Below are 26,609 nucleotides of genomic sequence, written 5' to 3'. Positions count from 1 at the left end.
TCACACCTCGCGCAGTTTCAAAGCGTCTTGTTCGCAGGCTTGCTTGTCCAGACCTTCAAGCAGAAAGCGCTGCCAGTTGTTGTGCTGGTTGACGTACAGGCCCTCGTGGGTGAATTCGGTGCCGGTCAGCACCGGCTGGATGCCGATCGCTTCGCTGTTGGCGGTCGGACCTTCAACCCATTTGCCGTGGCCGCGGGAAATATCGCTCCAGCGTTCCAGGCGCGCCTGGAAGCCGCGCTGGGCTTCACGGAACTCCACCAGGTCATCCGGCGTGCCCATGCCCGAGACGTTGAAAAAGTCTTCGAATTGACGAATCCGGCTCTCGCGATCGGCGTCGGATTCGCCTTTCACGCCGATGCACTGGCTGATGATCTCGGTCTTGTTCCAGGCCACTGGACGTACGATGCGCAACTGCGAACTGATCTGGTCCATGAAGAACAGACTTGGGTAGATGTTCAGATTGCGCAGGCGGTGCATCATCCACTCGGCTTTGGCCTGGCCGTAGGCCTCGACCAGACGTGGCATCACCGTGGCGTAGCCGGGGCGCACTGTGGGGTTGGGCATGTCGCTGAACAGCAGGCTGTGGCCGTTATGAAACGAGAACCAGCCGTCGTCGGTCTGCGCATCGCCGGCGCCGAGCTTGCTGTAGTCCAGGGTGCTGCTGGCGTTGCCTTTTTCAGCATTGACTTGCTGGCGGTGCTGCACGGTGGCCACGTAGTTGTAGTGCACGGTGCTGACGTGATAGCCGTCCAGGCCATTCTCATTCTGCAGCTTCCAGTTGCCGTCATAGCTGTAGGTCGATTTGCCCGGCAGCACTTCCAGCTCACCGCTTGGCGACTGAGCGACCATCATGTCGAAGAACACCTTCGAATCGCCGAGGAAATCCTCCAGGCTGTCGGTGCCCTGAGCGTCTAGGCTGATGAACACAAAGCCCTCGTAGCTTTCGATGCGCGCCTTTTTCAGGCCGCGGGTGGCCTTGTCGAAGCCTTCCGGGTATTCGCCGGGCGCCTTGACCTTAACCAGCCGGCCGTCGCTCTTGTAGCACCACGCGTGGAACGGGCAGGTGAAGGTGCTCTGGTTGCCCTTCATCACCCGGGTCAGGGTGGTGCCGCGGTGCTGGCAGGCGTTGATCAGCGCGTGCAACTGACCTTCACCGTCACGGGTGATGATCATCGGCTGGCGGCCGGCACGCATGGTCATGAAGTCGTGCTTGTTGGCGATCTCGCTCTCGTGGCAGGCGTAGATCCAGTTCTTCTCGAAGATCAGTTCCATCTCCAGGTCGAACAACTCCGGTTCCGTGAACATGTCACGGGCGATGCGGAACACGCCCTCTACGGGGCGAAAATCCAGGCAGCCATTGATGAAGGCTTTCCACTGGTCGACGCTTCTTGTCTGGTTCATTGCGGTGTACCTGTCACATCGGGCGATTCGGCAGGGGCGGTTCAGGCCCCTCGGTTGGGGCCATTTAACGAATCAGCGCGCTACAGGGTCTATCCGCTTTGTGCACGAACGCAGGCCATAAAATTTGTGCGGCAAATGGATATCGGGCGGGTGCGAATAGCACCGAATCTGCGAGTTGTTCAGGCCGGTTTGTCGGCGATTGCTATCCGTAAAATCAGCACCTGCCATTCGGCAGCAGGGCGGCGGTAACAGTGCTGTGTCGGTCTTACCCATTTGCCAGTGAGCGGGCGTCTCGGGTTGGCGCTGCACGCTGTTGCAGCGCGAAGGCCCTGGCGTGCTGCTCTATGGCGCAGCAACGGCTCTAACGCGGGGGCCTGGAAAAGCCCTGAAGGTTTTGCGATCAGGCGGGCCTATCCGCAATGTTGGCGAACATTATCCGGATAGTCAGTTATGGTTAGATCAGCATTGCCCGTGGCCTGGGCCTTGCATTGCTTGCATTAAAGAAACGCCAGACGTGCCGCAGAGCGCGCATCAGAAAAACAAGCCTGAGAGTGCCGTGATGAATCCGAAGCCTGAATCACAGTTACGTGATATCCATGCCGATCATTTCGATCTTGCCGGGGCCCGTTCGTGGATGTCGAACATCTGCGGGCCGCATCAACTGGTCGCCAGCCGGCCAGGGCGCATCCAGTTCCGCCACAGCGCCAGCGTACTGCGTTCGATGTCCACCACCCTGGGGATCATCGAGTACGGCACCGATGTCACCGTCGGCATCGCCGACCCGGACAGCTTTAACAGCTTCAGCATCAGCCTGCCGCTCAGTGGTGAGCAGGAGCTGCTCAAGGCCGGTGAACGGCTGCATTCGGACCGTGAGTACGGCCTGATCGTCGCCCCCAACGAGAGCCAGGAGCTGAACATCACGGGTGACTGTCGCAAGTTGCAGGTGGTGATCAGTCGCGCAGCGATGCACAAGACGCTGGAAGACATGCTGCAGCGGCCGCTTCATGAAGCGCTGCGCTTCAGCGCCCGGATGGACGCGGTCAACGGCGCGACCGCTTCCTGGTGGCGAATGGCCCGGCACTTCATCGATGAAATGGAGCTCGGTGATCTGTATAGCCAGCCGCTGTTCAGCCGCGACCTGGAAAGCGCGCTGGTCAAAGGCCTGATCCTCTCGCAGCCGAACAACTACTCAGCACAACTGCGTGAAAGCCTGGAAGTGCGCCTGCCGCACTACCTGATCCGCGCCCGCGACTACATCCACGCCCATGCCCGCGACGAACTGCATCTGGAGCACATCGAGGCGGCATCCGGGGTGTCACGCTTCAAACTGTTCGAGGCCTTCCGCCGACACTTCGAACTCTCGCCCATGGCCTACCTGAAAAAATACCGCCTCAGCGCCGTACGCCAGGAATTGCTGGAAAGCCGAGCCTCACGCAACATCTCGGTCATCGCCATGGAATGGGGCTTCAGCCACCTGGGCCGGTTCTCTAGCGAATACCGCAAACTGTTCAACGAAACCCCGACCATGACCCGGCAGCGGGTTGAACAACAGAGGTTTGGGGCGCATTGAGCTGACGCTGGGCCACAAAGCGCAGTAGCCGTTGATCGCAGCCCAGCCAATACTGTTCAGTTAGGCGCTGCATACCTTTGTGGGAGCAGCCGGCCGGCGCTCCGGTTGCTAGCGAAGACGGCGGCGCGTTCGCAGTAATAGCCAAAGCCACACCGACGATGGCGGTGATACGCCGCATGACGGATAATCCCCGCCAAAATTGCCCCGTGCTGGACTGCCGGGTCACAAGAATCGAGGTGTGCAAGATGGTAAAAGTCAAACCGCGTCCGGCGGTCAGCGGGGTCGCATCGGCCGACCGGGTATTGACCGTGCTGACGGCCTTTCGCATCGGGGATGGCGCATTGAGCCTGGTCGAGCTCGCCGACCGCACCGCACTGAACAAAAGCACCATCATGCGCCTGATGGTCTCACTGGAAACCCACGGTCTGATCAATCGCATGGCCGACGGCCGCTATCAACTGGCCAGTGAAGTCATGCGCCTGAATGCGGTGTATCAGGACGCCCTGGACCTGGAGCGGCACATCATGCCGCTGCTGCACCAGTTGACCGACGCCATCGGCGAAACCACATCCTTCTACGTACGCCACGGCGCATATCGCTTGTGCCAGTACCGGGTCAACTCACCGCATCGCCTGCGCATGCAACTGCAACCGGGCGACATGCGGCCGATGGACAACGCGGCCGGGGCCCAGGCGCTGCGCACGCCGTTCGAGAAAGGCGCTGCGCTGGAGGTGGCATTCTACTCCTGTGGCATGACCGACCCGCATGCAGCCTCCATGGCCTTGCCGATCTACGACGCTCAACATGAAATCGTCGGCGCCCTGGTGGTCTCCGGCCCGGCCAGCCGGCTGACCGAAGACTATGCACGCACGGTGCAGGGGCAGTTGCATGAAGCGGCTCAGACCCTGATGCGCAGTCTGGGCTGCAAGGGCTGATCGCGAGCAGCGCCGATAGCGGCTGCTCGCTGTTGCACTTGGCTAGTGGCTGGTGGCTGCCTTGTCCTGGGCAGCCGCTTCGGCCTGACGCTTGCGGCCCATGACCACCACCAGGAATGCACCCACCGCGCACAGCGCCGCCAGTGGCATCAGTGCCAGCGAGTGGCTGCCGCTCGCGTCATGGATCGCGCCATAGACGTTGACCATGATGCCGCCACCGATCAGGTTGGCCATTGCGCCGATGGCCGCCAGGCCCGCTGCCGCTGTCGATGACGACAACCAGCCCGACGCCAACGCCCAGAACGGGCCTTTCATCGAGTAGGCACCGATCAGTACCAGGCTCAGCATCAACACAGTCAAGGCCAGGTTGGTGGTGAACAGGGTCATCAACAAGCCGACCGAGATCAGCAGCAGGGTACACGCGGTGTGCCAGCGACGCTCGCCGGAGCGGTCCGAACTGCGGCCCCAGACGATCATCAGAACCGACGCCAGGCCATAAGGAATGGCGTTGACCAGGCCGACTTCCATGGACGTCAGGCCGAACGACTTGAGCAGTTGCGGACCCCATACGCTAAGGGTGCTGCCGGCTGCCGAAGCACCGGAATAGATCAGCGCCATGACCCAGATGTCCTTGTGGCGCAGCAGTTTCCACAGCGACATGTGGCCGATGGCTTTTTTTCCGGCGTTCTCTTGCGCGATCCGCTGGACCAGCCAGTTGCGCTGCTCGTCAGTCAGCCATTTGGCCTGCTCGGGTTTATCGGTCAGCACGAACAGGCAGGCGATGCCCAGCAGCACGGCCGGAATACCTTCGAGGATGAACAGCCAATGCCAGCCGCGCATGCCCAGCCAGCCATCGAGGCTCAGCAACAGGCCTGACAGCGGTGAGCCGATGAAGTTGGCGGCCGGAATCGCCACCATGAACAGCGCAACCATGCGCCCGCGATACGCCGATGGCAGCCAGTAGGTGAGGTACAGCAACACGCCGGGAAAGAAGCCCGCTTCGGCGGCGCCGAGCAGAAAACGCATCACGTACAGTGAGTTGGCGCCCTGGACGAAGGCGGTACCGGCCGAGATCAGGCCCCAGGTGATCATGATCCGGGCGATCCAGATCCTGGCGCCGAACTTTTGCATGGCCAGGTTGCTGGGCACTTCAACCAGGAAGTAGGCGAAGAAGAACAGGCTGCTGGCGAAACCGAACACCTTGGCGGACAGCGCCAGGTCTTCGTTCATCTGCAGCGCGGCCATGCCGATGTTGCCGCGGTCGATGATCGCGATCAGGTAGCAAACGATCAGGAAGGGCAGGATGCGCCAGGCAACCCGGCGCATGGTTGAGCGTTCAAGCTCGCTTGGCGAATCAGTGGCTGAGGTCATGGGACTCTCCGCTGTTGTTTTTATGGAGTATCACGGGCGCTCCCTGGCATCGGCCGTCAGGAGCGCATTAACGCTGCGGGTAATCAGTTGTCAAGCAGGTGACGGTTGACCACCGCACGTGGCTCGGGCGCGCTGCCGTTCCACAGGCCGATAATCTGTTGCAGGGCCAGCAGGCCGACCCGGTCACGTGCCTCGGTGGTATTGGCACCGACGTGCGGGGTGACCACGACATTCGGCAGGCCGAACAGCGCGCTGTCGGCCGGTAATGGCTCGGGGTGGAAGGTGTCCAGGCCGGCGCCGCCAATCTGCCGCTCGCTGAGGGCGTGGATCAGTGCCTCGGTATCGATCAGCTCACCACGGGCGGTGTTGATCAACAGGCTCGCGGGGCGCATGCGCTGGAACTGCTCGGCACCGAACAACTTGCGATTGTGGTCAGTCAGCGGGCAGTGCAGGCTGATGATGTCGCAATCTTGCAGCAGGCGATAGAAGTCTTCCTCGCGTTCGACATGTTCGCGCTCGGGCAACTGTTTGAGGAAGGGGTCATAGACCTTGACCTTGATGCGCAGCGGTGCAACCAGATCCATCAGGATCCCGCCGATCGAACCCAGGCCCACCAGGCCGAGGGTCTTGCCGAACAGCTCCACGCCGTTGGCTGTGGTTTTGTCCCAATGACCGTCGCGCATCCGCGCATCGAGCAGCGCGGTCTGGCGCGCCACGCTGAACATCAGGGCAAAGGCATGCTCGGCCACCGATTGCGCATTGGCGCCCAGCGCGATGGTGACCGGCACCTTGTTGTCGGCCGCTGCCTGGATATCGATGGTGTCGTAGCCCACGCCGTGCTTGGCAATGATCGACAGCTTGCTCGACGCTTCGATCATTTCGCGGGTCAGTTTGCCCTGGCGAACAATGATTGCATCCGGCTGTTCGGCGCGGATCACTGCGAGCAGTTCGTCGGCGGCATACGGCGTGGTCGGGATCACTCTGACGCCATGGGCGGCAGCGTGGTTCATGGCTTCGGCAGTGAGTGCCGGGCCGGTCAGCACAATGGTACGGGTCATGGTTACACCTTGTTGTTGTCGGTGTCTTCAGACGCTGCCGGTGGGCAACGGTCGGACGATGAATACCCTAACACAATAGAATGACGTTTCAATATCACCTGTTTTGGTATTTTTAAAGCTCGATATTCTGTTTTTATCGCTATTGAAATATAAAAAATGAAATGCCATTCTGAAAATAGCTTCGCTTGCCCGCGGAGATTCCCTTACAAGACCAACAGAGGAACATCAGAATGAGCATTGGATTCAGAGTGCTGGAGCAGGCCCGCAAAGTCAGTGCCGAATGGGTTGAGCGCTATCGCGAGGTGCCGGTTGCCAATGTCAGCGATTCGATGAACCGCATGACAGCCGGTGGCGCCAGACTGCGCCCCATGCACCGCGAAGGCGTGCTGGCCGGTCCTGCGCTGACCGTCAAGGCGCGGCCGGGCGATAACCTGATGCTGCATTACGCAATCGACATCGCCCAGCCAGGCGACGTGATCGTTGTCGATGCCGGCGGCGATCTGAGCAACGCATTGATCGGTGAAATGATGGTGGCCTACGCGGTCAAGCGCGGTGTGGCGGGTATCGTGATCAACGGTGCGATTCGTGACGCAGGCGCCATCGGTGCCGGTGATTTCCCGATGTTCGCTGCCGGTATCTCGCACCGCGGTCCTTACAAGGATGGGCCGGGCGAAATCAACGTGCCGATTGCCATCGACGGCATGGTGATCGAGGCCGGTGACCTGGTGATTGGTGATGAAGACGGCCTGCTGTGTGTACCTTACGACCAGGTCGCTGAGGTCTACGAGCGTGCGGCGGCCAAACACGGTGCCGAGCAAAAACAGCTGGAGCAGATTGCCGAGGGCACCAATGACCGTTCCTGGGTGATCGAAAGCCTGAAGAAGAAGGGCTGCCAACTGCCTTAAAGCGGGCGCAAACGCAGGATCTGGCTGCCGTCCAGCGGGTCGGTCAGCCAGTGGCCCTGCACGCCAAAGGCGCTGCGCAGGCGTTCCGGGGTCAACACGTCAAGTGGTTTGCCCAGCGCCACCAGCCGTCCGTCGTGGAGCAGGGCCAGGCGGTCGCATTCCAGGGCCTGATTCAGGTCGTGCAGGGCGATCACGGTGGTCAGCGACAAGCGCTTGACCCGCCCGAGAATATTGAGCTGATGCTGGATGTCCAGATGATTGGTCGGCTCATCCAGTAGCAGCACTTGCGGTTGCTGGGCCAGGGCACGGGCGATATGCGTGCGCTGGCGTTCACCGCCGGACAGCGTCTGCCACTGGCGGCCGGCCAGATGCAGCAGGTCTACATCGGTCATCGCTTGCTGGACGATTCGTTGGTCATCAGCCCCCCAGGGTTGCAGTGCCGACAGCCAGGGCGTTCGTCCCAGTTCCACGACATCGCGCACCGTAATGTGGTCGGCGGTTTGCGCCTGTTGCTCGACCACCGCCAAGCGCTGGGCAACGTTGCGTCGTCCCAGCTTCTGCAGCGGCTCGCCGCCCAGCTGCACGTCGCCAGCTGACGCCGCCTGGATGCCGGACAACAGCTTGAGCAGAGTCGATTTTCCCGAGCCGTTGGGGCCGACCAGGCCCAGGGTCTCTCCCGGTATCACACTGAGGCTGACCTCCTGCAACAGCAGCTGGCCCTTGATGCCATAGCTCAGCGCCGTGCAGCTCAGCGCCGGGGTGTCCAGTGGTGTGGAGAAGGCGTTCATCGTGAGCGGTTGCCGCGAATCAGAATCAGCGCAAAAACCGGTGCGCCGATCAGTGCGGTAATGACCCCGATGGGCAGGGTCTGGCCCTTGATCAGGGTACGCGACAGGACATCGGCGGCAATCAGAAACAACGCCCCGCACAAGGCGCTGAGCGGTATCAGCCGGGCGTGGCGCACGCCAACCAGCATGCGTATGGCGTGGGGAATCACCAGGCCGACGAAGCCAATCGAGCCGACGATCGAGACCATCACCGCGGTCACCAGCGCCGCGCAGCCAATCAGCATGATCTGTACTCGCCGTACCGCAATGCCCAGCGAGGCCGCCGAGTCGCTGCCGAACATGAACGCATCCAGCGCCCGCCGATGCCAGACGCAGACCAGCAACCCGACCAGCACCACCGGCACCGCCAGGGCCACCGAGTGCCAGCGTACGCCGCTGAGATTGCCCAGCAGCCAGAACATGATGCCGCGGGCCTGCTCGGAACTGGCCGACTTGGTGATCATGAACGAGGTCAGCGCATTGAAAAGCTGAGAGCCGGCGATCCCGGCAAGAATGATATGACTGGCAGCCGCAGCGCCTTGTGAGGCGCGAGCCAGCAACGCGACCATGGCGAAGGCGGCCATGGCGCCGACAAATGCGCCGGCCGACAGTGAAATGGCCCCGGCACCGATACCGAGCAGGGCAACCAGCACTGCGCCGGTCGAGGCACCAGCGGAAATACCCAGCAAGTAGGGCTCGGCCAGCGGGTTGCGCAGCAGCGACTGCAATACCACCCCGGAGATAGCCAGCCCGGCACCGCAGGCCGCGGCGACAATCGCACGGGTCAGGCGGTAGTTCCAGATGATCCCTTCATCGATGGGGTCCACCGGGTAACCGGCATTCCACAGCTTGTTGGCCAGAATCTGACTGACCACCTCGGGGCTGATGCGGGTTTCGCCAATCGCGGCACCGGCAATCACGGCTGCCAGCAACAACGCGCTGACCCAGAGGACATGCAGCGCCAGAATCGACAGCCTCATTGGCACGAATCAGCGCAGCTGGCGACAGGGTGTGGGTAGCTCATACGTACAGACACACAGAGGGGGAGGGCAGGGACATGGCCTTTGCGCAGGCAGCCAGACGACTGCCGGTCAGCCTTGGCTGAACCGGCGGGCTGGCATGGTAAACGATCTGCCAGTGAGTGGCTAATGGGCAGCCTAATGTTTGCCCGACACCCGCAGCAGGCCGTTGCGCAAATGCAGGCGCATCGCGGCCCTGGCGGCTTCCGGGTCTTGCAGGGCAATGGCGCTGTAGATCTGCTCTTGCTCGCGGGTCTGGGCGCCGGGGTCGCCGCTGTCAGCCGCGACCGGCAGATTGCCGAAACCGACGCCGACACGTGGCAGGATACTGCTGCCCAGCTGGTTCATCACATCAATGAAAAAGCTGTTGTCGGTGCACAGCGCGATGCTGCGATGAAACTCATGGTCGGCCTTTACCGTGTCTGCGCCACGCGCGGCGCAGTTCTGCAGGTCGCTGAGCGCCTGTTCGATGTTCGCCAGCTGTTCGGTGCTGCGCCGCCGGGCAGCGAGCGCGGCGGCTTCAGGCTCCAGGCTCAGGCGCAGTTCAAGAATGGCGGTCGCATCCTGAGGGCTGCCGGCGGCCTGTGGTGGCGCGTCGGCCAGCGCGCTGCGCGGGGCAGTGGCATCGACCACGAACGTGCCAATACCGTGGCGGGTTTCTACCAGCCCTTCGGCCTGCAAGCGTGCCATGGCTTCGCGCACTACCGTGCGGCTGACCCCGTTTTCGCGGGTGAGGACTTGCTCGGTAGGCAGCTTTTCGCCGCTCTGGATCTCGCCTTCGCGGATTTTGCGGGAAAACTCGGCAACCAGTTGCTGGGTCAGGTTTTTCTTGCGCTGCCCTGGAGGCGAAGAAGAGTGGTCCATGTCTATGGGTCGGATCCTGTAGGGGAGCGGATTATAACCGCACTGATGAGGTATTTTAGCTAAATGAAGGACCGGTGGTCTGACGACCTTTTCACATGTTTGCCAGCATGCCGGCCTATACTCGCGCATTCGACAAAAACGAGGCTGCAATGTCCGACAACCTCCTGATCTCGCAAAAGAACCATCGCCGCCTGGCCGAAAGCCTGGTAGACCGCTTCGCCCAGCGGATGCGCAGCGGCGAACTGCAGCGTGGGGAAAAACTGCCCGCCGAAGTCCATATCATGCAGGCCGAAGGTGTCAGTCGCACGGTGGTGCGTGATGCCCTGTCGCGCCTGCAGGCCGCCGGGCTGGTCGAAACCCGTCACGGGGTCGGGACCTTTGTCCTGGACATGCCGGCCCCGGAAGGCTTCAGCGTGGGGCCGGCGACCATCGCCACCCTGGCTGACGTACTCAACCTTCTGGAGTTTCGCCTCAGCCTTGAAGTCGAAGCCGCCGGCATGGCTGCCGAGCGGCGCAGCCCCGAGGACCTGCAGGAGCTCAAACGCGCCTTCGACGCCTTGCTCGAAGGTCCGGAGAAATCCGGCAGCACCATCAATGCCGACTTCCAGTTCCATCTGAAAATCGCCAAGGCCAGCGGCAATGTTTACCTGATCGACATCATGAAGCACCTGGGCACCAAGCTGATTCCGCGAACCCGGATGAACTCCGCCTACACCGGGCAAAGCGACCGGCGTGCGTACCTGCAGGGGATCAACGATGAGCATCGGCAAATCTTTGATGCCATCGCCAACAGCGATGCCGATGCCGCCCGTGCGGCGATGTACCTGCATTTGAACAACAGCCGCATGAGGCTGCGCAGGACTCAGGCGCAGTACGCGCCTTAGACGGCTGCACGCCACGCCGGACAGGGCAGGCTGCTGGTGCTGGAGGGTGCCTCTAAAAACGAGGGTGCCTCTAAAAACCTGGGCGAGGCAGCCAGCGCAGCGATGGCGCGCGTAGCGCCGCAGGCGTCCAGCCAGCAGGTAGTTTTTAGAGGTGCCGTGGGTAAAGCGAGCAAAAACAGCCTGGATAGCGTCGCCACTACTGATCCGCTGTGACGGGTGCGAGGAGGCACCCGACTGCTCGAAAAGGAAACAGGTCCACGTGAGACGAGCCGGGGCCGCGCAGGAGCGATCGCGATTACAGGCATGACGCTGCGAAAAATGCATTGCTCGATGTAGATGCGGGTAAGGGGCATGGTGGCCTGCTTGTAATTATTGGGGGCCTTGCAACGTAAGTTGTCATACAACGTGGGCCGATTATTCGGGTCATAAAGGGGATATGTCAACCCGTGTTGTGTTATGACATTTGTAATAATCTATTTTTTCTCGCTGTGAATATGCTTTTTTCGTCGCTTGGGCGGAGAAAAAGGGATAAAGATCTCGTGATTGTATGATGACTTTTAAAGGTGAAAGGCTCTGGCGCGGCCTGCGAGGCTGTCGGGCGGTGTCTTGGCTCATCAGAGCCAGCGCGCCACACAAGGTTTTGCGGTGGCGATTACAAATCGCTACTAAAGCTTCAATTGAAAAGAGTTCTCACTTATATTTGCGAGCCGTTCACTGCGTGGCTTGCGATTGTGTCCCGTACACCGACCCCATCGACTCTGGTTGCCTGGCTGGTTCATCACTATGACGATCTGGTGGATTCGCTGCGCCGCCGTTTCGGTGACCGGCATGCGGCGCGTGAAGTGGTCCACGATGTGTGCCTGCAACTGCTCGAAGCGCCAGAAAAGGACGGCGTCAAAGTGCCCTTGGCGTTGTTGCGCAAGATCACCCATGACCGCGCTGTCAGCCACTATCGCAGCGAGCGCCGGCGCCAGGCGTGGGTCGACGACCAGGCGCAGTTGCCCGACATTCACAGCCAGGCGCCAGGGCCGGAGCGTCACCATGCGGCAGGTGTCGAACTGGAACAGCTGTGCGCGGCCATCGAACGCTTGCCGCTGCGTTGCCAGCAGGTGTTCGTGATGCACAAACTCCATGAGCTGTCGCAGCAGGAAGTGGCCGAGCGGATGGGGATCTCCGTCAAGGCGGTGGAAAAGCATCTCAAGGTGGGCATGCGCAAGTGCCTGCAATGGCTGGACCAGACGAGCGTCTCTTCATGACCCGACCCGTTTCGCAACACGTTGAACCGACGGCTGCCGAGCACGCCATCGCACGCCACCGCGAGCAACTCAAACAGCGTTTCCCGCTGCCTTCACCGGTGAAGAAAAACCGCCGGCCGGCGCCCGCCACCCTTGGCATCGGCTTGATGATCCTCGGTCTGGCCGCCGGTCTGTGGTGGCTGGACCCGGCCTATCGCACCGAGCAGTACGCCACTGCCCGTGGCCAGTTGCAGCGCCTGGCACTGGCCGATGGCAGCGTCGTGACCCTTGATGGCGCCAGCCAGGTCACGGTGGGCTGGCATCTGCGCAGCCGCCGTGTGCAGCTGCTGGCCGGTCAGGCGCTGTTCGAGGTCGCGCCGGCCACTTACCGGCCATTCCAGACACAGGCCGGTGCCGCGCAGATCAGCGTGCTGGGCACCCGTTACAACGTCAGCCGGCATGGCGATGATGCGCGTGTCAGCGTTGAGCAGGGCAAGGTCAGGGTGGCAGGCGCAGACAGCGCCGTGGCACTGGTGGCGGGCCAGCAGGTGCTGGTCAGCCATGGCCGGGTCACTGCACCCGGCGCAGTCGATGTCCAGGGAGTCGGCGCCTGGACTGAAGGCCGGTTGGTGTTTGATCGCACGCCGCTGGGCGAAGTGCTCGATGCCATTGAACGCCACACTGGCTTGCCAATTGCGCTTGGCGACCCGGGCCTGGCGCAACTGCCGGTCACCGGCAGCTTCGACAGCCAACGGCTGGACTACCTGCTGAGCCTGCTGCCCAAGGTTCTGCCGGTCGAGCTGAGCCGCGCCGCCGATGGCTCGCCAGTGCTGAACCGCCGCGCTGTGAAAAAATAAATCCGTTGCAGGTAGGGTTGCGTGCCTGCTGTGGCGGCTGTCTTCAGGAACCCTGTCTTTTCTGGAGAAGCCCCTGTGACCACCCCGACCCTGCGTCTTTCCCTGTTGGCCAGCAGCCTGATGCTTGGCTTGTCGTCGTTGGCCCAGGCTGGCGAGCCGCTCAGCTTCGACCTGCCGGCCGCCTCGCTGGAGCAGTCGCTCAACGCTCTGGCCCGCCAGTCCAGTGCCCAGATCGTGTTGTCCAGCGACGTGGTCAGCGGTCGGCAGGCCGCCGCCTTGCGCGGGCGCTACACCACTGCCCAGGCCCTGCAGCAGTTGCTCGGTGACAGCGGCCTTGAGGCCCGCCAGCAGGATGACAACACCTACATCGTGGTGCCGGCTCAAGCATCTGCCGCGCTGCCTGGCGCACCCTCGGCCACCCGCCAGGTCGAGCTTGCCCCGCTGGAGGTCACTTCCTCGCGCACCGCCAGCCAGCTGGTGCCTCAGGCCCGGCAGGTCAACGTCATTGAGGGTGAGCAATTACAGACCTTGCGCCACGGCAGCGACAACCTGGCCGGTGTCCTGGCCAAGAGCATTCCCGGCATGGCCGACTCCAGCCGGACCATCACCGATTACGGCCAGACCTTGCGAGGCCGGACCATGCTGGTCCTGGTCGATGGTGTGCCGCTCAATACCAACCGTGATTCTTCGCGCAACCTTGCCAGCCTTGACCCGGCACTGATCGAGCGGGTCGAGGTCATTCATGGCAGCAGCGCGATCTACGGCGCCGGTGCCACTGGCGGGATCGTCAATATCACCACTCGCCCGGCCGGTGGCGAGCCCCGTGCGCAGACCACCCTGAGTGGCAACGCTTCGCTGAGCCAGCTTGACAAAGACAGCCTGGGCGGCGAATTGCAGCACCATGTCGCCGGTTCCCAGGGCGTGGTCGATTACGCTCTGGACTTTGGTACCCGGCATATCGGTGGCGCCTTCGATGCCAACGGCCGGCGGATCGCACCGGAGCCGAGCCAGGGCGATCTGTTTGACTCCAATGCCTGGAACATCGGCGGCAAACTGGGCCTGCGTCTGGACGAGCAGCAGCGTTTGCAACTTGCGGTCAGCCATTACCACGCTGAGCAGGACAGTGACTACGGTTCCGATCCATCGGTGGCGGCATTACCGCCAGGCTCGGTGCCGGCCCGGTTGCTCGATGGCCTGCGGCTCGATGAGCAGAACCAGATCCGCAACACCCTGGCCAACCTCAGCTATGAGCATGATGACCTGTGGGGCTCCAGGCTGGCGGCGCAAGTCTATTACCGCGACTACTACACCCGCTTCACCCCCTTCGATGCACGGGCGGTGGCGACCCGTGGGCGGTTTGTCGACCAAGTGATGCAGAACAGTGAAATCTTCGGCAGCCGCCTGACCCTGCGCACCCCGCTGGGTGAAAGCACCGAACTGGTCTGGGGCGCTGACCTCAACCATGAGCGCAGCGACATGCCGCTGGATATCTTTGACGCGGCCGCCTATGACGCCAGCGGCGCGCGACATTTCGACAAGGTCGGCCGGCTGACCTACATGCCTGACCTGACCACCATCAGTACCGGCGCGTTTGCTCAGTTGCAGCACCGCTTCAATGACCAATGGTCCATCGATGGCGGCTTGCGTTACGAGTACGCCACCGCCGAGTTCAGTGATTTCATACCGCTCTCGGAAATCCGCAATGCCAGCCCGGCCAGCATCGATGGCGGCAAGATTCGTTATGACGACCTGCTGGGCAACCTCGGGGTGGTCTATTCGCCGGTCGCCGGCCAGGAAATCTACGCCGCGTTCAGCCAGGGCTTCCAGTTGCCGGATATCGGGGTGCAGATGCGCAACGCCCGGCGCGGTTTCGATATCAGTGCTTCCGATCTGGAGCCGGTCAAGACCAACAATTATGAACTGGGCTGGCGTGGCGCGCTGGGCAGCCAGACCCTGGCGTCGCTGGCGCTGTTCTATACCACCTCGAAACTCGGCGATGTGCAGAGCTTCAACAATGGTCTGATCCTGACCCGCACCAAAGAGCGTATCCATGGTGTTGAGGCCAGCGCCGACTGGCTGGCCAGCGATGAGGTCTGGGGTGTGGGCGGCACCTTTACCTGGATGAAGGGCCGCGAGCAGCCGGCCAACGGCGACTGGCAGGACATGACCGGCTACCGGGTGCCGCCGGTCAAGCTGACCGCCTACGTGCAGTACCAGCCAGACGAGGCGTGGAGCAATCGCTTGCAGGCCACCTACATCGGCAGCCAAGACTATCGCCTCAACGGCCAGGCCAGCTTTGGCCGCCGCGAGGTGGACAGCTACACCACAGTCGACCTGATCAGCCGTTACAAGCTCAGCCCGGACGATCAAATCAGCGTTGGCATCCAGAACCTGTTCAACCGTGACTACTACCCGCTGTACAGTCAGTTGATGCGCAGCAGCAACAACACCAGCCACCTGCCAGCACCGGGCACGGTGCTGACCGTTGGCTACAGCCATCAGTGGTAGGCAGGCGCTGGCTGGGCGCTGGCGTGACCGTGCAAGGTCACGGTGCGGGTGAATAACCGGGCCACGCCGGGCTGATGGCTGATGCCGACCACCAGCGTGTCGGGCAGTGCCTGGCGCAGGGTGGTCAGCAACTGGCAGGCCGCTGGCTCGTCAAGCTGGCTGGTGGCCTCGTCAAGGTACAGGGTCTGGGGGGCGTAGAGCAGGGCGCGGGCGATGCCCAAGCGTTGCTGTTCACCGCCTGACAGTTCCCGGCCCCATTCGGCCTGTTCACCGAGGCGCTCGCTCAGCTGATTCAGACCGACCAGTCGCAATACCTCGATCAGGCGCTCGTCGGCCGGGCAGTCGCTGGCCGGGTAGGCCAGCAACTGACGCAGCGGCAACGGCGGCAGGTAGGGCTGCTGCGGCAGTAACAGGCTGCTGCCGCCAGGCAGTTGCCAGCGGCCACGGTACCAGGGCCACAAACCTTGCAGGGTGCGCAGCAAGGTGGATTTGCCCAGCCCGCTGCGGCCTTCCAGACGCAGCCACTGGCCGGGGCCGGCGACCAGATTGAGGTTGTTCAGCAGCGACCGGCCATCGGCCAGTTGCACGCTCAGGTTGTGCAGCCGCAGCACTGCGCCGCGTGGGCAATCGCAGGCCTGCCAGCGGGTCGCGTCGATGGCTTGCTGAAACTGGCCCAGCCGTTCGACCGCCGCACTGACCATCATCAGCCGGTGATACACATCGACAAACCAGCTCAGCGATTGCTGCACGGCGCTGAAGGCGCTGCGAATCTGCATCAGCCCGCCCAGGGTCACGGTCTTGGCCAGGAAGGCCGGCAGGGCGGCAAACACCGGTACGATGCGGCTGACCCGGTCGTAGCCTTCGGTGAAAAATTGCAGCTTGCGCACCCGCTCCATCAATTGCCACCAGTTGCGGGCAATGCCCTCGAAGCTGTTATGCAATTGCTGTTTTTCGGCCGCCTCGCCACGGTACAGGGCGATCTGCTCGGCGTGTTCACGTTTGCGCAGCAGGCTGGCGCGAAAATCGCCTTCGGCCTGCTGTTGCTGGTAATTGAGCCGGTGCAGGTGATGGCCCAGGTAATGGGTAAACAGGGTGCCGAGCACACTGTAGGCAACCGCGACCCATACCAGATAGCCGTGGATCTCCCAGGGGCGGCCGAACAGTTCGAACTTCAACACCCCCGACAGATTCCATAGCACCACCAGAAAGGCCCCGACCTGAGCCACGTTGATGACCAGCGAGGCGACCAGTTCGACACTGCGGTTGGTCAGCGTCTCGATGTCTTCGGCAATCCGCTGGTCGGGGTTGTCCGGTTCACCCCCCAAGCCCAGCCGATAGTAGGCCTGGTCCTTGAACCAGGCGTCGAGCATGCTGTGTGTCAGCGCCCGGCGCCAGCGCAGCACCAAGGCGCGGCGCAGCCATTCGATGTAGACCACTGCAATCACGTACAGGCCGATGTACAGGCTGTATTGCAGCATCAGCCCGTACAGCGCTGCGGTGTTGAACTCGCCCAGGGCATCGTAGAAGGTCTTGCTCCAGGCGTTGATCCACAGGTTGATCTGCACCACCATCAGGCCCAGGCCTATCACGCTGAGCAACAGCACCCATGACAGCCACTGACGGCGGTCCAGCCAGTAGGGGCGCGCCAGCGTCCAAAAGGTGCACAGGGTCTTCATCGCCCGGCCACCCCGGCAGGTGCCGGATTCAGGCGCAGCAGCACCATATTGCGCTCATCGAACAGCTGACCGGCCAGACGCTTGAGGTCGGCGTGGGTCAGGGCTTCGGGCAGTTGCTGTTGCTGGCTCAGGTAGCGCGGGTCGCCCCACTGTTGATCGCTGAGGATCAGCCGGCGCAACTGGGTCTGGGCGTCACTGCGCCGGGCACGTTCGTCGCGTAGCAGAGCATTGCGTAGTTTGGTCACTGCCAGTGGGTCCAGGGTTTCGGGTAGTTGGGCCAGGGTCTGGCGCGCCCGTTGCCACAGCTCGTCGGCCCGTGCCGGGTCGGTGTAGAAGTTCAGCCGTGTTTCGATGCGCTGGCTGCGCGGGTCCAGGCTGGTTTCGAAGGTCAGCGAATAGACGCCCGTTGCTTCACTGCGCAGCTGCTGCTTCAACGCTGCCTGGGCCAGGGTTTGCAGGGCCGAGATGCGTGCGGCGTCCTCCGGTGTCCAGGGTTGTTCGCGGTAGCTGTAGGCCTGCCATTGGGTGCGTGGCTCGATACCGATGTCCAGGGTTTTGACGTGTCGGCCGCTGCGCTGCCTGAACGGCTGGCTGTGCAGCGCGGCGCCGCGCGGGATACTGGCCAGGTGTTGCTCGACCAGCGGCTGCAAGACCGCAGCATCGACACCGGCCAACAGGTAATGGGTGACCGGCGCCTGGGTCAGGCGCTGCCAGTCGCTGGCAAGCTGCTCGGCACTGAGCTGCTCCAGCTCGCTGACAGTGGGCACTTGATCGTGCCCGGCAGCATGGCGCAGAGCACTGAGGGTCTGTTGCTGCTGAGCGCGAACGCTCTCGCGTTTGGGCGCCGCCTGGTCCATCAGTTGTTCACGAGGCTGTTGCAACGCTTGTTCATCGACCACCAGCGCAGCCTGGCTCAGGTGGTAACTGTGCAGCATGGCCTGCAAACGCTCGGCGGCTGGCAGGTCTTTGGCTTGTTCCAGGGTCGAGACCTTGACCTGCCAATGATCGGCGGCCTGTTCATGAGTCAACTGAATGCCCTGTTCACGCTGCCAGCGCTTGAACTGCACCTGGCTCCAGCCCTGCGGTGCTTGTTGCTGGCCCAGTTGGGCCGCCACCTGACTGCGCCAGCCCGGAATCTCTCCAGTGTGAAACCCGGCGTCCGACATGGCCTGCATGAGCATACCGCCGTCGGCGGCAGCCTGTTTGAGCCAGACCAGCCGGTCGCCGTTGCTCAGCTGCCAGTACTCGACGTTTTCTGCGTCATAACGGCGTTGCTCGACAACCTTGCCGCTGGCGCCGACCGCCGGCAGGGCCGGCAGTGCGGCCTGCACTTCATGGGTCTGGGCCGGCAGCGGTTGCGGTGCCTGGAGTGTGCTCTTGCGCACGTCCGCCAGCAGCGCCTGCACCTCGGCCTGGCCTGGCAGCGGCAGGTTCTGGTCGGCGGGTGCGGTCAACTGCAGTACCCGGTCGGCGCTGTCGGTCCAGCGCTTGAAGCGCTGATTGAGGTCATCGAGGCTGACGGTGTCGAGCATCGTCAGGTACTGCCGGGCAATCTGGTGCTTGTCCATCACCAGGCGGTCCTGGATCGCCGCGTCGTTGAGGTGGTTGACCCACTGCTCGAAACTGCGCTGCGGGTCGTTGCGCAGCATGCCCTGGGCAATTTCGCGGATGCGGCTCTTTTCGCGCTGCATGTCCGCCTCAAACAGGCCGAAACGGCGCAGGCGCTCGATTTCACTCAACAGCTGACGCAGGGCGTTGTCATGGCCCTGAGCCTCGACGCCGGCGGCGATGCCCAGCACGCTGGAGTATTCGCCGATCTGGTTCTTCTGCACGCTGAGGCTGCGTACCCCCGCATCACGTGGCTGGCGGCGCAACTGGTCGACCAGCACCGCGAGGGTCAGGCGGTCGACCAGCCGCTCGCGTGCGCCGCTATGGGTTATTGCGCGGCTGCCTGGTTCATGCAGGCGAAACAGCAGGGCCACCTGATTGCTGCCGCTCTGGCTGTCTTGCAGGCGCACGATCTTCAGTTGCTCGTCCAGCGTCAGTTCGCGCCAGGTTCGGTCAGGCAATGGCACCGATGCAGCGTTGCCGAACCAGTGCTTGATACGTGCGGGCAGGGCGGCCGGGTCGATGTCACCGACGATGGTCAGAATCATGTTGTTGGGCGCATACCAGCGCTGCTGGAAGGCCTTGAGCTGCTCCAGGCTGGCGCTGCGGATCGCCGCTTCGTTGCCGATGGTGCGATGCTGCGGGTAGCGCGAGCCGATGCGCTGGGCAGCGGTGCGCTGATCGTTCATGCGTTGCGCCACGCCCAGGCCGCCGCGCCATTCTTCAATGACGATGGGCCGTTCGCGGTCCAGATCGGCCGCGTTGTAATCGGCTGCCAGGCTCAGGGTGGCCAGCGCCTGGAGGGCCTGTTCGGTTTGCGCCGCGCCGCCGCTTGGGCTGAGCAGGTACTGGGTGCGGTCGTAGCTGGTGATGGCATTGTAATGGCGGCCCGAGACCCAGCCCCATTGGCTCATGCGCTGGCGAATGTCGTCAGTGGCGTTGCCGTGGTTATAGAAATTCAGATGCTCGACCAAGTGCGCAACACCGACCTGCCGGGCGCTTTCATCCACAGAGCCGGCGCGCACGGTCAGGCGCACATCAATACGCCCCGGTTGCGAGGTCTCGCGCACCAGGCGGTATTCCAGGCCGTTGGGCAACTGGCCGTGTACCACACGTGGGTCCCAGGTCTGCGCCTGGTCGTCTACCGCAAGCCGGGCGCAGCCGCCCAGCAACAGCAAGCCGCACAGGCTCGCGATTGTTGTTTTCATCAGGTTATTTCCAGTCTTGGCAGGGGCTTTGCGCCCCTGCTTGGGCAAAGGGTCGGGCGATCAGAAGCGGTAGCCGACCTCAAGCCAGTATTGGCGGCCGACTTCATAGGTGGTCTTGGCGGCCGACCCGCTGCTGATAATCGGGTTGACCTTGTCGGTCACGTTGGTGATGTCCACCGCCATGAACAGCGCCTGGTCCTTGCCGGTAGGCAGCTCCCAGTCCACTCGCATGTCCCAGGTCGGGGCGGCTTTGACGCGGGCGGTTTCGAACAGCTGGTACGCTTGCCCGTCGACCGTGACATCGTCGCCGGTGGCGATCAGTTGGTCGTAGGCCCCCCGGTAACGCAGGAAGTTGCTCCACGTCAGGTTCAATTGCGGGATTTCGGTGATCGCGGTCAGGCGCGCACTCCACGGCCGGTTGAAGTTGTTGGCCGGCAGATCGATATAGTCGATCACTCGGCCTTCATACATCACCTTGTCGTTGTCAAGCAGTTCGGCGGTAATTGCGTCGTCGTAGTTGCCGTAGGCATCTCGGGTGCGCTGCCAGTTCAAGGCCAGTTGCAGGCTGGTGCTGCTGCCCAGCCATTTGAGCTCTTCAAGGGGCGTGACCGTCAGCGTCACGTTGTCGCTTTTGCTCGACCCCTCGTTGGTGTAACTGAAGTAGTTGGTGTCATAGCCCGGTTCGGCAGGCACGCCCAGCACGCGCCCATAGGCCCGGTTGATCTTGTCGTTACCCTCGCGATACACGTATTTGAGGCTGAACTGGCTGTTCAGCCACCGTTGTTCAAGACCCAGCGTCAGTTCATCGTCATAGGGAATATCCAGGGTCGAGAATTTGCTCAGGTTCTGTGACCGAGTACCTGTCCAGGTGCCGGTCTGGCTGTTGCGTGCCCAGCTGGTTTGCAGGGCGCCGCGTCCGTCAGCCAGGCGATACTTGTAAAGGTTGCGGCCGTAATAGCGGTTGGCGCCAAATACCAGCACGCTGCTGCGGTCGCCGAAGATGTCGTAGTCGCCGGAAAAGCGCGGTGCGATGGTCTTCTTCTCCATGTAGTCGTCACCTTCCAGGCGCACACCGGGGCGCAGGGTCAGGTCACCGATCGAGAATGTGTCTTGCATGAACAGCGCATACTTGGTTTCGCTGATTTCAATCTTACCAGCGCTGTAATCCACCCTGCGGGTGGCGTACTGCCTAGTATTTCCGTTGATCAGGCGGCCAATCGAGCACAGGCTATCGTTATTGTCGCAACGGGTGCCGTTATCGCGAATCAGCGTGCCGACGGACATGGCGTCATTGAGACGCTCCCAGGTCGCGGTCTGGTGTGACAGGTCGATGCCCACCGTGAGGTGATGCTCCAGCCCGGCGAACTCCAGCGGTTGCCAGTCGACCTTGGAGGTCCAGGTAGCGCCACGCTGGGTCTGATCGACATCGCCATAATTGCCTTCGGCACTGCGGGCGGTATTGCTGTCGGGGTTGCCCCAGTTTTTCACGTCCGAGTAGTACCAGTTGATGTAGTAATCGGAATCGGAGTCGCGCGAGCTGGTGACATTGGTCAACGCCAGCTTGTTGGTCCAGGTGAAGGTGTCGTCGCTCCAGACCGATTTCAGGCTGCCTTGCCAGCCGCCGCTTTCATTGACGAAGCCGCCATTGATACGGTTGGCAAAGAAGTAATAGTTCTCCTGTGGGGCGTAGGTCAGCGAGGTATCGAGGCTCAGCCGGTCGCTGACGTTCCAGTAAGTCTTGATCAGGTAGTTGTCGATGCGCCGGGTCTGATCCTGATTGGCCATCGCGGTACTGCTGCTGTAGCCGTTGTCATTGGCGTTCAGGCCAATGGTCGAGCGTTTTTGCGAGAAGTTCACGATGGCACCAAAGTCATCGGTGAGGTGTCCTTCCAGCGTGCCGCGCACGGTGGTTTTTTCGAAATCTGGCTGATACTGCTCGTCGGTCGAGTAGGCGAAATTTTCCCGGTCGGCCTCGTTGATATGGTAACGGGTCCATTGCGAGCGGGTCATCGAGGCCGAGAGTTTGCCGTGTAGTTGACGGCTCGGTTTGCGGGTAATGGCATCGATAACCCCGCCGTTGAAACCGCCATATTCGGCGGGGACGTTGCTATCGTAAACCCGCACCTCTTCAAGCAGGTCGGCGTCCAGGGCAATGCCATGGGAGCGGCTGGGCGGTGAATCGAACTGGCGGATCGAGCCGTAACTGTGTTCACCGGGATCCAGATCGTTATTGATCGAGATCCCGTCGATCATGAAGTTGTTCTGGTAGTACTTGGCACCATTGATGCTGATATCGGCCGGGTCGATTTCACCGGGGGCATTGGAGCTTTGCTGGGCATTATTGAACTGCACGCTGGGGTGCATGCGCAGCAATGTGGTGATATCGCCGTTGGCACCGGGAAAGGCCTTGATCGCCTTGCGGTTGATCACCGTCTCACCCTGAAAGGCGTTGTCTTGCGGGGTGCCGAGTACCACGGTGCTGTTAAGCTCCATGGGCGCATCGAACCGTGCGCTGGGCTCCAGGCTGAACACCAGCGTACCCTGCTCAAAGCGCCAGCCAATCCCGCTGCCACGCAGCAGCCTTTGCAGGGCCTGTTCGGCGCTCATCTCACCGACTACCGACTGGCTGTAGCGCTGGCCGAGCAGGGCCGGGTCCATCGTGACTTGCAAGCCGCTCTGTTGACCGAAGCTGATCAGCGCGCTGGCCAGCTCCTGCACCGAGATGTCGAAGCTGTGCCGGGCCTGCAGCATGGGCTCGCGGGCTGCCTGGCCGGGTGCGGCTGCCAGGTACTGGCTGCTCACGGCCAGGCACAGCCCCAGTGCGCCAGTGCTAAAGTGCTTGCGTATCGCCAGGGCCAGACGCTGGACTGGCTGATAAGTCGGTTTCATCCGATGTCCCCACAGGCTCCGGAGAGCCTTGTTTTTTCTGAATGAGAATTGATCTCGTCGTTACTGCGAGGCAAAGGACGGCGCAGCGAAAAGAATTTTCAGAAAAAACTGAAAATATTTTCATTACGCGTTCAACCAATCGGTTTTTTCCTGATCGAATAGCCAGTCGAAAGGGCGGCATCATTGATTTTTGAGGTGCAGTGCATGGAGGACCTCTCGCTTGGTCTGTGAAACCGGACAGGCTACGCGCCTGTTGATCTGTGCCCCGGACCCGGTCGAGGCAGCCGACCTGCGCACGCTGTTTGCCGAGCGTTATGAGCTGGAGCTGCACGACAGTGCCGCTGCGACGGCCGCGCGAATCGGTGTCGGGACCGGTTTGCTGTTGCTCGGCGAACAGGTGCTACATGGTGATGTGACAGCCCTCGCGGCGGCTCTGACCGGCCAGCCTGACTGGTCGGAAATTCCGGTCATCCTGCTCTCGGCCGGTAAATCGGCCACGCCGCTTGATCTGCCGGTCTGGATCGCCAATGCGATGGTGATCGAGCGTCCGCTGAGCCTGATGACCCTACGCAGCGTAGTGGCCGCCGCCTGGCGTGGCCGCGAGCGGCAATACCAGATGCGTGATCGCCTGGCAGAGCTGGCCGGTGAGCGTGGGCGCCTGCATACGCTGCTGGAGAACATCCCGGTCGGGGTCTGTTTCATGGACGCGCAAGGCCAGAGCCTGATCCGCAACCCGTTGTATCATCGCTATGTACCTGATGACGTTATCCCGTCACGTTCGGCGAAAAACGCCGTGCGTTGGCTGGGTTTCGACGCCGCCGGCCGACGTATCGAGCCGCATATGTTCCCTGGCGCCCAGGCCCTGCGCGGCGTGCCGGTCAACGGCATCGATTTTCGTCACACCCTGGAAGATGGCAGCGAATCGTGGATGCGGGTCAGCGCCATTCCGCTGTATGGCGAGGCGCGGCAGATCATCGGTGCGGCCTCGGTGATTGTCGATATCAACGCGCAAAAGCAGGCCGAACTGGCCCTGCGGCGCTTTAACGATGAACTGGAAATCCAGGTGCAGGCCCGCACGGTGGCGCTCAACAACGCCATCGAGCAACTCAAGGCCGAGAGCGGCGAGCGCGCCAAGGCCGAAGAGCAACTGCGCCAGTCGCTGAAAATGGAAGCGGTCGGCCAGTTGACTGGCGGTATCGCCCACGACTTCAACAACATGCTCACCGGGGTCATCAGCGCCCTGGACCTGATTCGTCTACGGCTGGGCAAGGGCCGGATTGACGGCGTCGAGCGCTTCATGGACGCCGCCTACGACTCTGCGCAGCGTGCAGCCTCCCTGACCCAGCGGCTGCTGGCGTTCTCCAGGCGGCAATCGCTGGATGCCAAACCCCTGCAGGTCAATGCCCTGATCATCGCCCTGCGGCAATTGCTGCAAGGCATGCTGACCGAGCAGACACGGGTCGATTTCCAGTTGTGCAGCGAAGATCCCTGGGTGCTGGCCGATGCCAACCAACTGGAAAATGCCGTGCTCAACCTGGTGATCAACGCCCGCGATGCGATGCCCCACGGTGGCCTGTTGAGCATTGCGACCCACCTGTCCGAGGGTGAGGCGCACATTGAAATAAGCGACACCGGCGTGGGCATTCCCAAGCGCTTGCTCGACAAGGTACTGGAGCCGTTTTTCACCACCAAACCCATCGGCCAGGGCACCGGGCTGGGGCTGTCGATGGTCTACGGCTTCGCCACCCAGAGCCGTGGTCGGCTGGTCATCGACAGTCACGAGGGCCAGGGCACCCGGGTAACGATAAGTCTGCCGCAATGCCCCAATCATGAACCGCAAAGCGAGGTACTGAGCAGCGTGGCGGTGCCTGGCCATGGCCAGACCATTCTGCTGGTCGAAGACGACGACTCGGTGCGCCTGATCAATCAGGAAGTTTTGCAGGAGCTGGGTTATCAGGTGGTGGCCGCGCAGCATGCTGAGGAGGCCTTGCGCCTGCTCGACAGCATGACGGCGCTGGACCTGCTGATCACTGACGTTGGCCTGCCGGGCATGAATGGCCGGCAACTGGCGGAAATCATCCAGCAGTTGCATGCCCGATTGCCCGTGCTGTTTCTCACCGGTTACGCCGAAAGCGCGATCAATCGGGGCGATTTTCTCGGCCTGCACATGCAACTGTTGAGCAAACCCTTCAGCCTCGACCTGCTGGCGAGCCGCGTCGCACAGATGCTTGAGCGCAGCCGCTGAACCTTTGCTGAACCCTGCCAAGGGTTGTGAATCACAGGTGGAGGTCGATCGCCAAGGAGTTACTCGATGAGCCAGGGAACCAACGGGCAGGGCAGCGCTGGAGTGTCTGAACACAATCAGGCGCTAATCTACGAGACGGACCTGCCGGCGCGCCTGGACCGTTTGCCCTGGAGCCGTTTTCATAGCTTGCTGGTGCTGGCGCTGGGTATCACCTGGCTGCTCGATGGGCTGGAGGTGACGCTGGCCGGCTCGGTGGCCGGCGCCCTGAAAGACAGCCCCGTGCTGCAAATGAGCAACGCTGACATTGGCCTGGCGGGTGCGGTGTACATTGCCGGTGCGGTGCTTGGGGCGTTGTTTTTTGGCTGGCTCACCGACCGTCTGGGTCGGCGCAAGCTGTTCTTCATCACCCTGTTTGTGTACATCGGCGCCACCGCAGCCACGGCATTTGCCTGGAATTTGTGGAGCTTTCTGTTGTTTCGCTTTCTGACCGGCGCAGGGATCGGCGGTGAATACACGGCCATCAATTCGACCATTCAGGAATTCACGCCGGCGCGCTTTCGCGGCTGGGTCGACCTGACCATCAACGGCACCTTCTGGATTGGCGCAGCACTGGGCGCGGCAGGTTCGATCGTGTTGCTCGACCCTGATTTTGTCGGCAGCGAAACTGGCTGGCGGCTGTGTTTCGGGATCGGCACGATACTGGGGCTGTTGATTGTGTTCATGCGCCTGTGGATTCCGGAAAGCCCGCGCTGGCTGTTGATTCATAATCAGCCCGAAGCCGCGCGGCGCATTGTCGAGACCATTGAACGCCGTTACCACGAGCGCGGCATCGCTTTGCCGCCGCCGCAGGGCAAGCCGCTGCGCCTGCGGGCGCGTGACCATACGCCACTCAAGGAAGTGTTCCGTAGCCTGTTTGTGGTACACCGCGTACGAGCGGTAGTGGGGATGAGTCTGCTTACCGCCCAGGCGTTCTTCTACAACGCGATCTTCTTCACTTACGCGCTGGTGCTCACCGGTTTTTACCAGGTACCCTCGGCGCAGGTCGGCTGGTACGTGCTGCCGTTTGCACTGGGCAATTTCTGCGGCCCGCTGCTGCTGGGCCGGTTGTTCGACGTGCTGGGGCGGCGGATCATGATCAGCGCCACCTATTTCATTTCCGGTGCCTTGCTGGCTGTCAGCGGTTACCTGTTCGAGCAGGGCGCCCTGGATGTGATCGAACAGACCATTGCCTGGATGGTGATCTTCTTCTTTGCCTCAGCAGCCGCCAGTTCGGCCTACCTCACCGTGGCAGAAACCTTCCCGCTGGAAATCCGCGCCCTGGCGATTGCCGTGTTCTACGCCTTCGGCACCGGGCTGGGCGGCATCAGCGGCCCGACCCTGTTCGGCGCCCTGATCGAGACGGGCGAGCGCAGCCATGTGCTGGTCGGCTACCTGATCGGCGCCGGTCTGATGATCATGGCCGCGCTGGTCCAGGCGATCTGGGGGGTGGCGGCAGAGCGCAAGTCGCTGGAGCAGGTGGCGCGGCCCTTGTCGCAGGCTGGTGACTGAC

At 62.2% G+C, this 26,609-nt stretch carries 18 protein-coding genes; 9 read left to right on the top strand and 9 right to left on the bottom strand.

Annotated features, from left to right (window positions below):
* Entirely contained in the window at window positions 1-1,401 is a 1,401-nt protein-coding gene (gene antA, locus PSCI_RS25740; RefSeq protein WP_045492435.1) for an anthranilate 1,2-dioxygenase large subunit, read from the bottom strand.
* A 559-nt stretch (window positions 1,402-1,960) separates the two neighbouring features.
* Between antA and PSCI_RS25735 the strand changes: the two genes are divergently transcribed.
* Both PSCI_RS25735 and PSCI_RS25730 read left to right on the top strand, forming a co-directional pair.
* On the top strand, window positions 1,961-2,971 hold the full coding sequence (locus PSCI_RS25735) for an AraC family transcriptional regulator (RefSeq protein WP_045494989.1): 1,011 nt from the start codon (window positions 1,961-1,963) through the stop codon (window positions 2,969-2,971).
* Between the two features lie 245 nt (window positions 2,972-3,216).
* Window positions 3,217-3,906, top strand: coding sequence for an IclR family transcriptional regulator (locus PSCI_RS25730; RefSeq protein WP_045494983.1), 690 nt, complete (start codon window positions 3,217-3,219; stop codon window positions 3,904-3,906).
* Between the two features lie 42 nt (window positions 3,907-3,948).
* On the opposite strand, the gene PSCI_RS25725 is transcribed toward PSCI_RS25730, so the two are convergent.
* Entirely contained in the window at window positions 3,949-5,277 is a 1,329-nt protein-coding gene (locus PSCI_RS25725) for an MFS transporter (protein WP_045492433.1), read from the bottom strand.
* 83 nt (window positions 5,278-5,360) lie between these two features.
* A complete protein-coding gene (locus tag PSCI_RS25720) occupies window positions 5,361-6,335 on the bottom strand; it encodes a hydroxyacid dehydrogenase (protein WP_045492431.1) in 975 nt (324 codons plus the stop codon).
* A 230-nt stretch (window positions 6,336-6,565) separates the two neighbouring features.
* On the opposite strand from PSCI_RS25720, the gene PSCI_RS25715 reads away from it, so the two are divergent.
* Entirely contained in the window at window positions 6,566-7,240 is a 675-nt protein-coding gene (locus PSCI_RS25715) for an RraA family protein (protein WP_045492429.1), read from the top strand.
* On the opposite strand, the gene PSCI_RS25710 is transcribed toward PSCI_RS25715, so the two are convergent.
* The 3 genes from PSCI_RS25710 to PSCI_RS25700 form a co-directional block, all read right to left on the bottom strand.
* Entirely contained in the window at window positions 7,237-8,028 is a 792-nt protein-coding gene (locus PSCI_RS25710; RefSeq protein WP_045492427.1) for an ABC transporter ATP-binding protein, read from the bottom strand. The genes PSCI_RS25715 and PSCI_RS25710 overlap by 4 nt on opposite strands.
* Entirely contained in the window at window positions 8,025-9,047 is a 1,023-nt protein-coding gene (locus tag PSCI_RS25705; protein ID WP_045492425.1) for a FecCD family ABC transporter permease, read from the bottom strand. Before PSCI_RS25705 ends, PSCI_RS25710 begins: the two co-directional genes overlap by 4 nt.
* 177 nt (window positions 9,048-9,224) lie before the next feature.
* Window positions 9,225-9,950: a FadR/GntR family transcriptional regulator gene (locus PSCI_RS25700; protein WP_045492423.1), complete on the bottom strand. Its 726-nt coding sequence runs from the start codon at window positions 9,948-9,950 to the stop codon at window positions 9,225-9,227.
* Between the two features lie 149 nt (window positions 9,951-10,099).
* On the opposite strand from PSCI_RS25700, the gene PSCI_RS25695 reads away from it, so the two are divergent.
* The 4 genes from PSCI_RS25695 to PSCI_RS25680 all read left to right on the top strand — a co-directional run bounded on the left by PSCI_RS25695 (window position 10,100) and on the right by PSCI_RS25680 (window position 15,434).
* Window positions 10,100-10,834, top strand: a complete 735-nt coding sequence (locus tag PSCI_RS25695) for a FadR/GntR family transcriptional regulator (protein WP_045494978.1) — start codon at window positions 10,100-10,102, stop codon at window positions 10,832-10,834.
* 731 nt (window positions 10,835-11,565) lie between these two features.
* Window positions 11,566-12,090: an RNA polymerase sigma factor gene (locus PSCI_RS25690; protein ID WP_045492420.1), complete on the top strand. Its 525-nt coding sequence runs from the start codon at window positions 11,566-11,568 to the stop codon at window positions 12,088-12,090.
* Window positions 12,087-12,926 carry a FecR family protein gene (locus PSCI_RS25685; RefSeq protein ID WP_045492418.1) on the top strand — a complete coding sequence of 280 codons (840 nt, stop codon included), beginning with the start codon at window positions 12,087-12,089 and terminating at the stop codon, window positions 12,924-12,926. Before PSCI_RS25690 ends, PSCI_RS25685 begins: the two co-directional genes overlap by 4 nt.
* 120 nt (window positions 12,927-13,046) lie before the next feature.
* Window positions 13,047-15,434, top strand: a complete 2,388-nt coding sequence (locus PSCI_RS25680; RefSeq protein ID WP_173426724.1) for a TonB-dependent siderophore receptor — start codon at window positions 13,047-13,049, stop codon at window positions 15,432-15,434.
* On the opposite strand, the gene PSCI_RS25675 is transcribed toward PSCI_RS25680, so the two are convergent.
* From PSCI_RS25675 to PSCI_RS25665, 3 genes are read right to left on the bottom strand one after another with little or no spacing between them, the layout of a single operon-like run.
* Window positions 15,425-17,110 carry an ABC transporter ATP-binding protein/permease gene (locus PSCI_RS25675; protein ID WP_045492414.1) on the bottom strand — a complete coding sequence of 562 codons (1,686 nt, stop codon included), beginning with the start codon at window positions 17,108-17,110 and terminating at the stop codon, window positions 15,425-15,427. The two genes, PSCI_RS25680 and PSCI_RS25675, sit on opposite strands and share 10 nt — an antisense overlap.
* Window positions 17,107-19,926 (bottom strand): M16 family metallopeptidase, encoded by a 2,820-nt coding sequence (locus PSCI_RS25670; protein WP_045492412.1) that lies wholly within the window; start codon window positions 19,924-19,926, stop codon window positions 17,107-17,109. The genes PSCI_RS25675 and PSCI_RS25670 overlap by 4 nt, the downstream gene beginning before the upstream one ends.
* A gap of 60 nt (window positions 19,927-19,986) precedes the next feature.
* Entirely contained in the window at window positions 19,987-22,815 is a 2,829-nt protein-coding gene (locus PSCI_RS25665) for a TonB-dependent receptor (RefSeq protein WP_052483535.1), read from the bottom strand.
* Window positions 22,816-23,035: 220 nt separating this feature from the next.
* Here PSCI_RS25665 and PSCI_RS25660 point away from each other — a divergent pair, with 220 nt between their 5' ends.
* Window positions 23,036-25,060 carry an ATP-binding protein gene (locus PSCI_RS25660; RefSeq protein WP_045492410.1) on the top strand — a complete coding sequence of 675 codons (2,025 nt, stop codon included), beginning with the start codon at window positions 23,036-23,038 and terminating at the stop codon, window positions 25,058-25,060.
* A gap of 66 nt (window positions 25,061-25,126) precedes the next feature.
* Window positions 25,127-26,608: an MFS transporter gene (locus PSCI_RS25655; RefSeq protein WP_045492408.1), complete on the top strand. Its 1,482-nt coding sequence runs from the start codon at window positions 25,127-25,129 to the stop codon at window positions 26,606-26,608.
* Window position 26,609: the final 1 nt, after the last annotated feature.

It is taken from the genome of Pseudomonas sp. StFLB209, from assembly GCF_000829415.1.
Classification (GTDB): Bacteria; Pseudomonadota; Gammaproteobacteria; order Pseudomonadales; family Pseudomonadaceae; genus Aquipseudomonas.
Note: the sequence above shows the minus strand (reverse complement) of the source record. Positions and strands in the feature narration are given on the sequence as shown.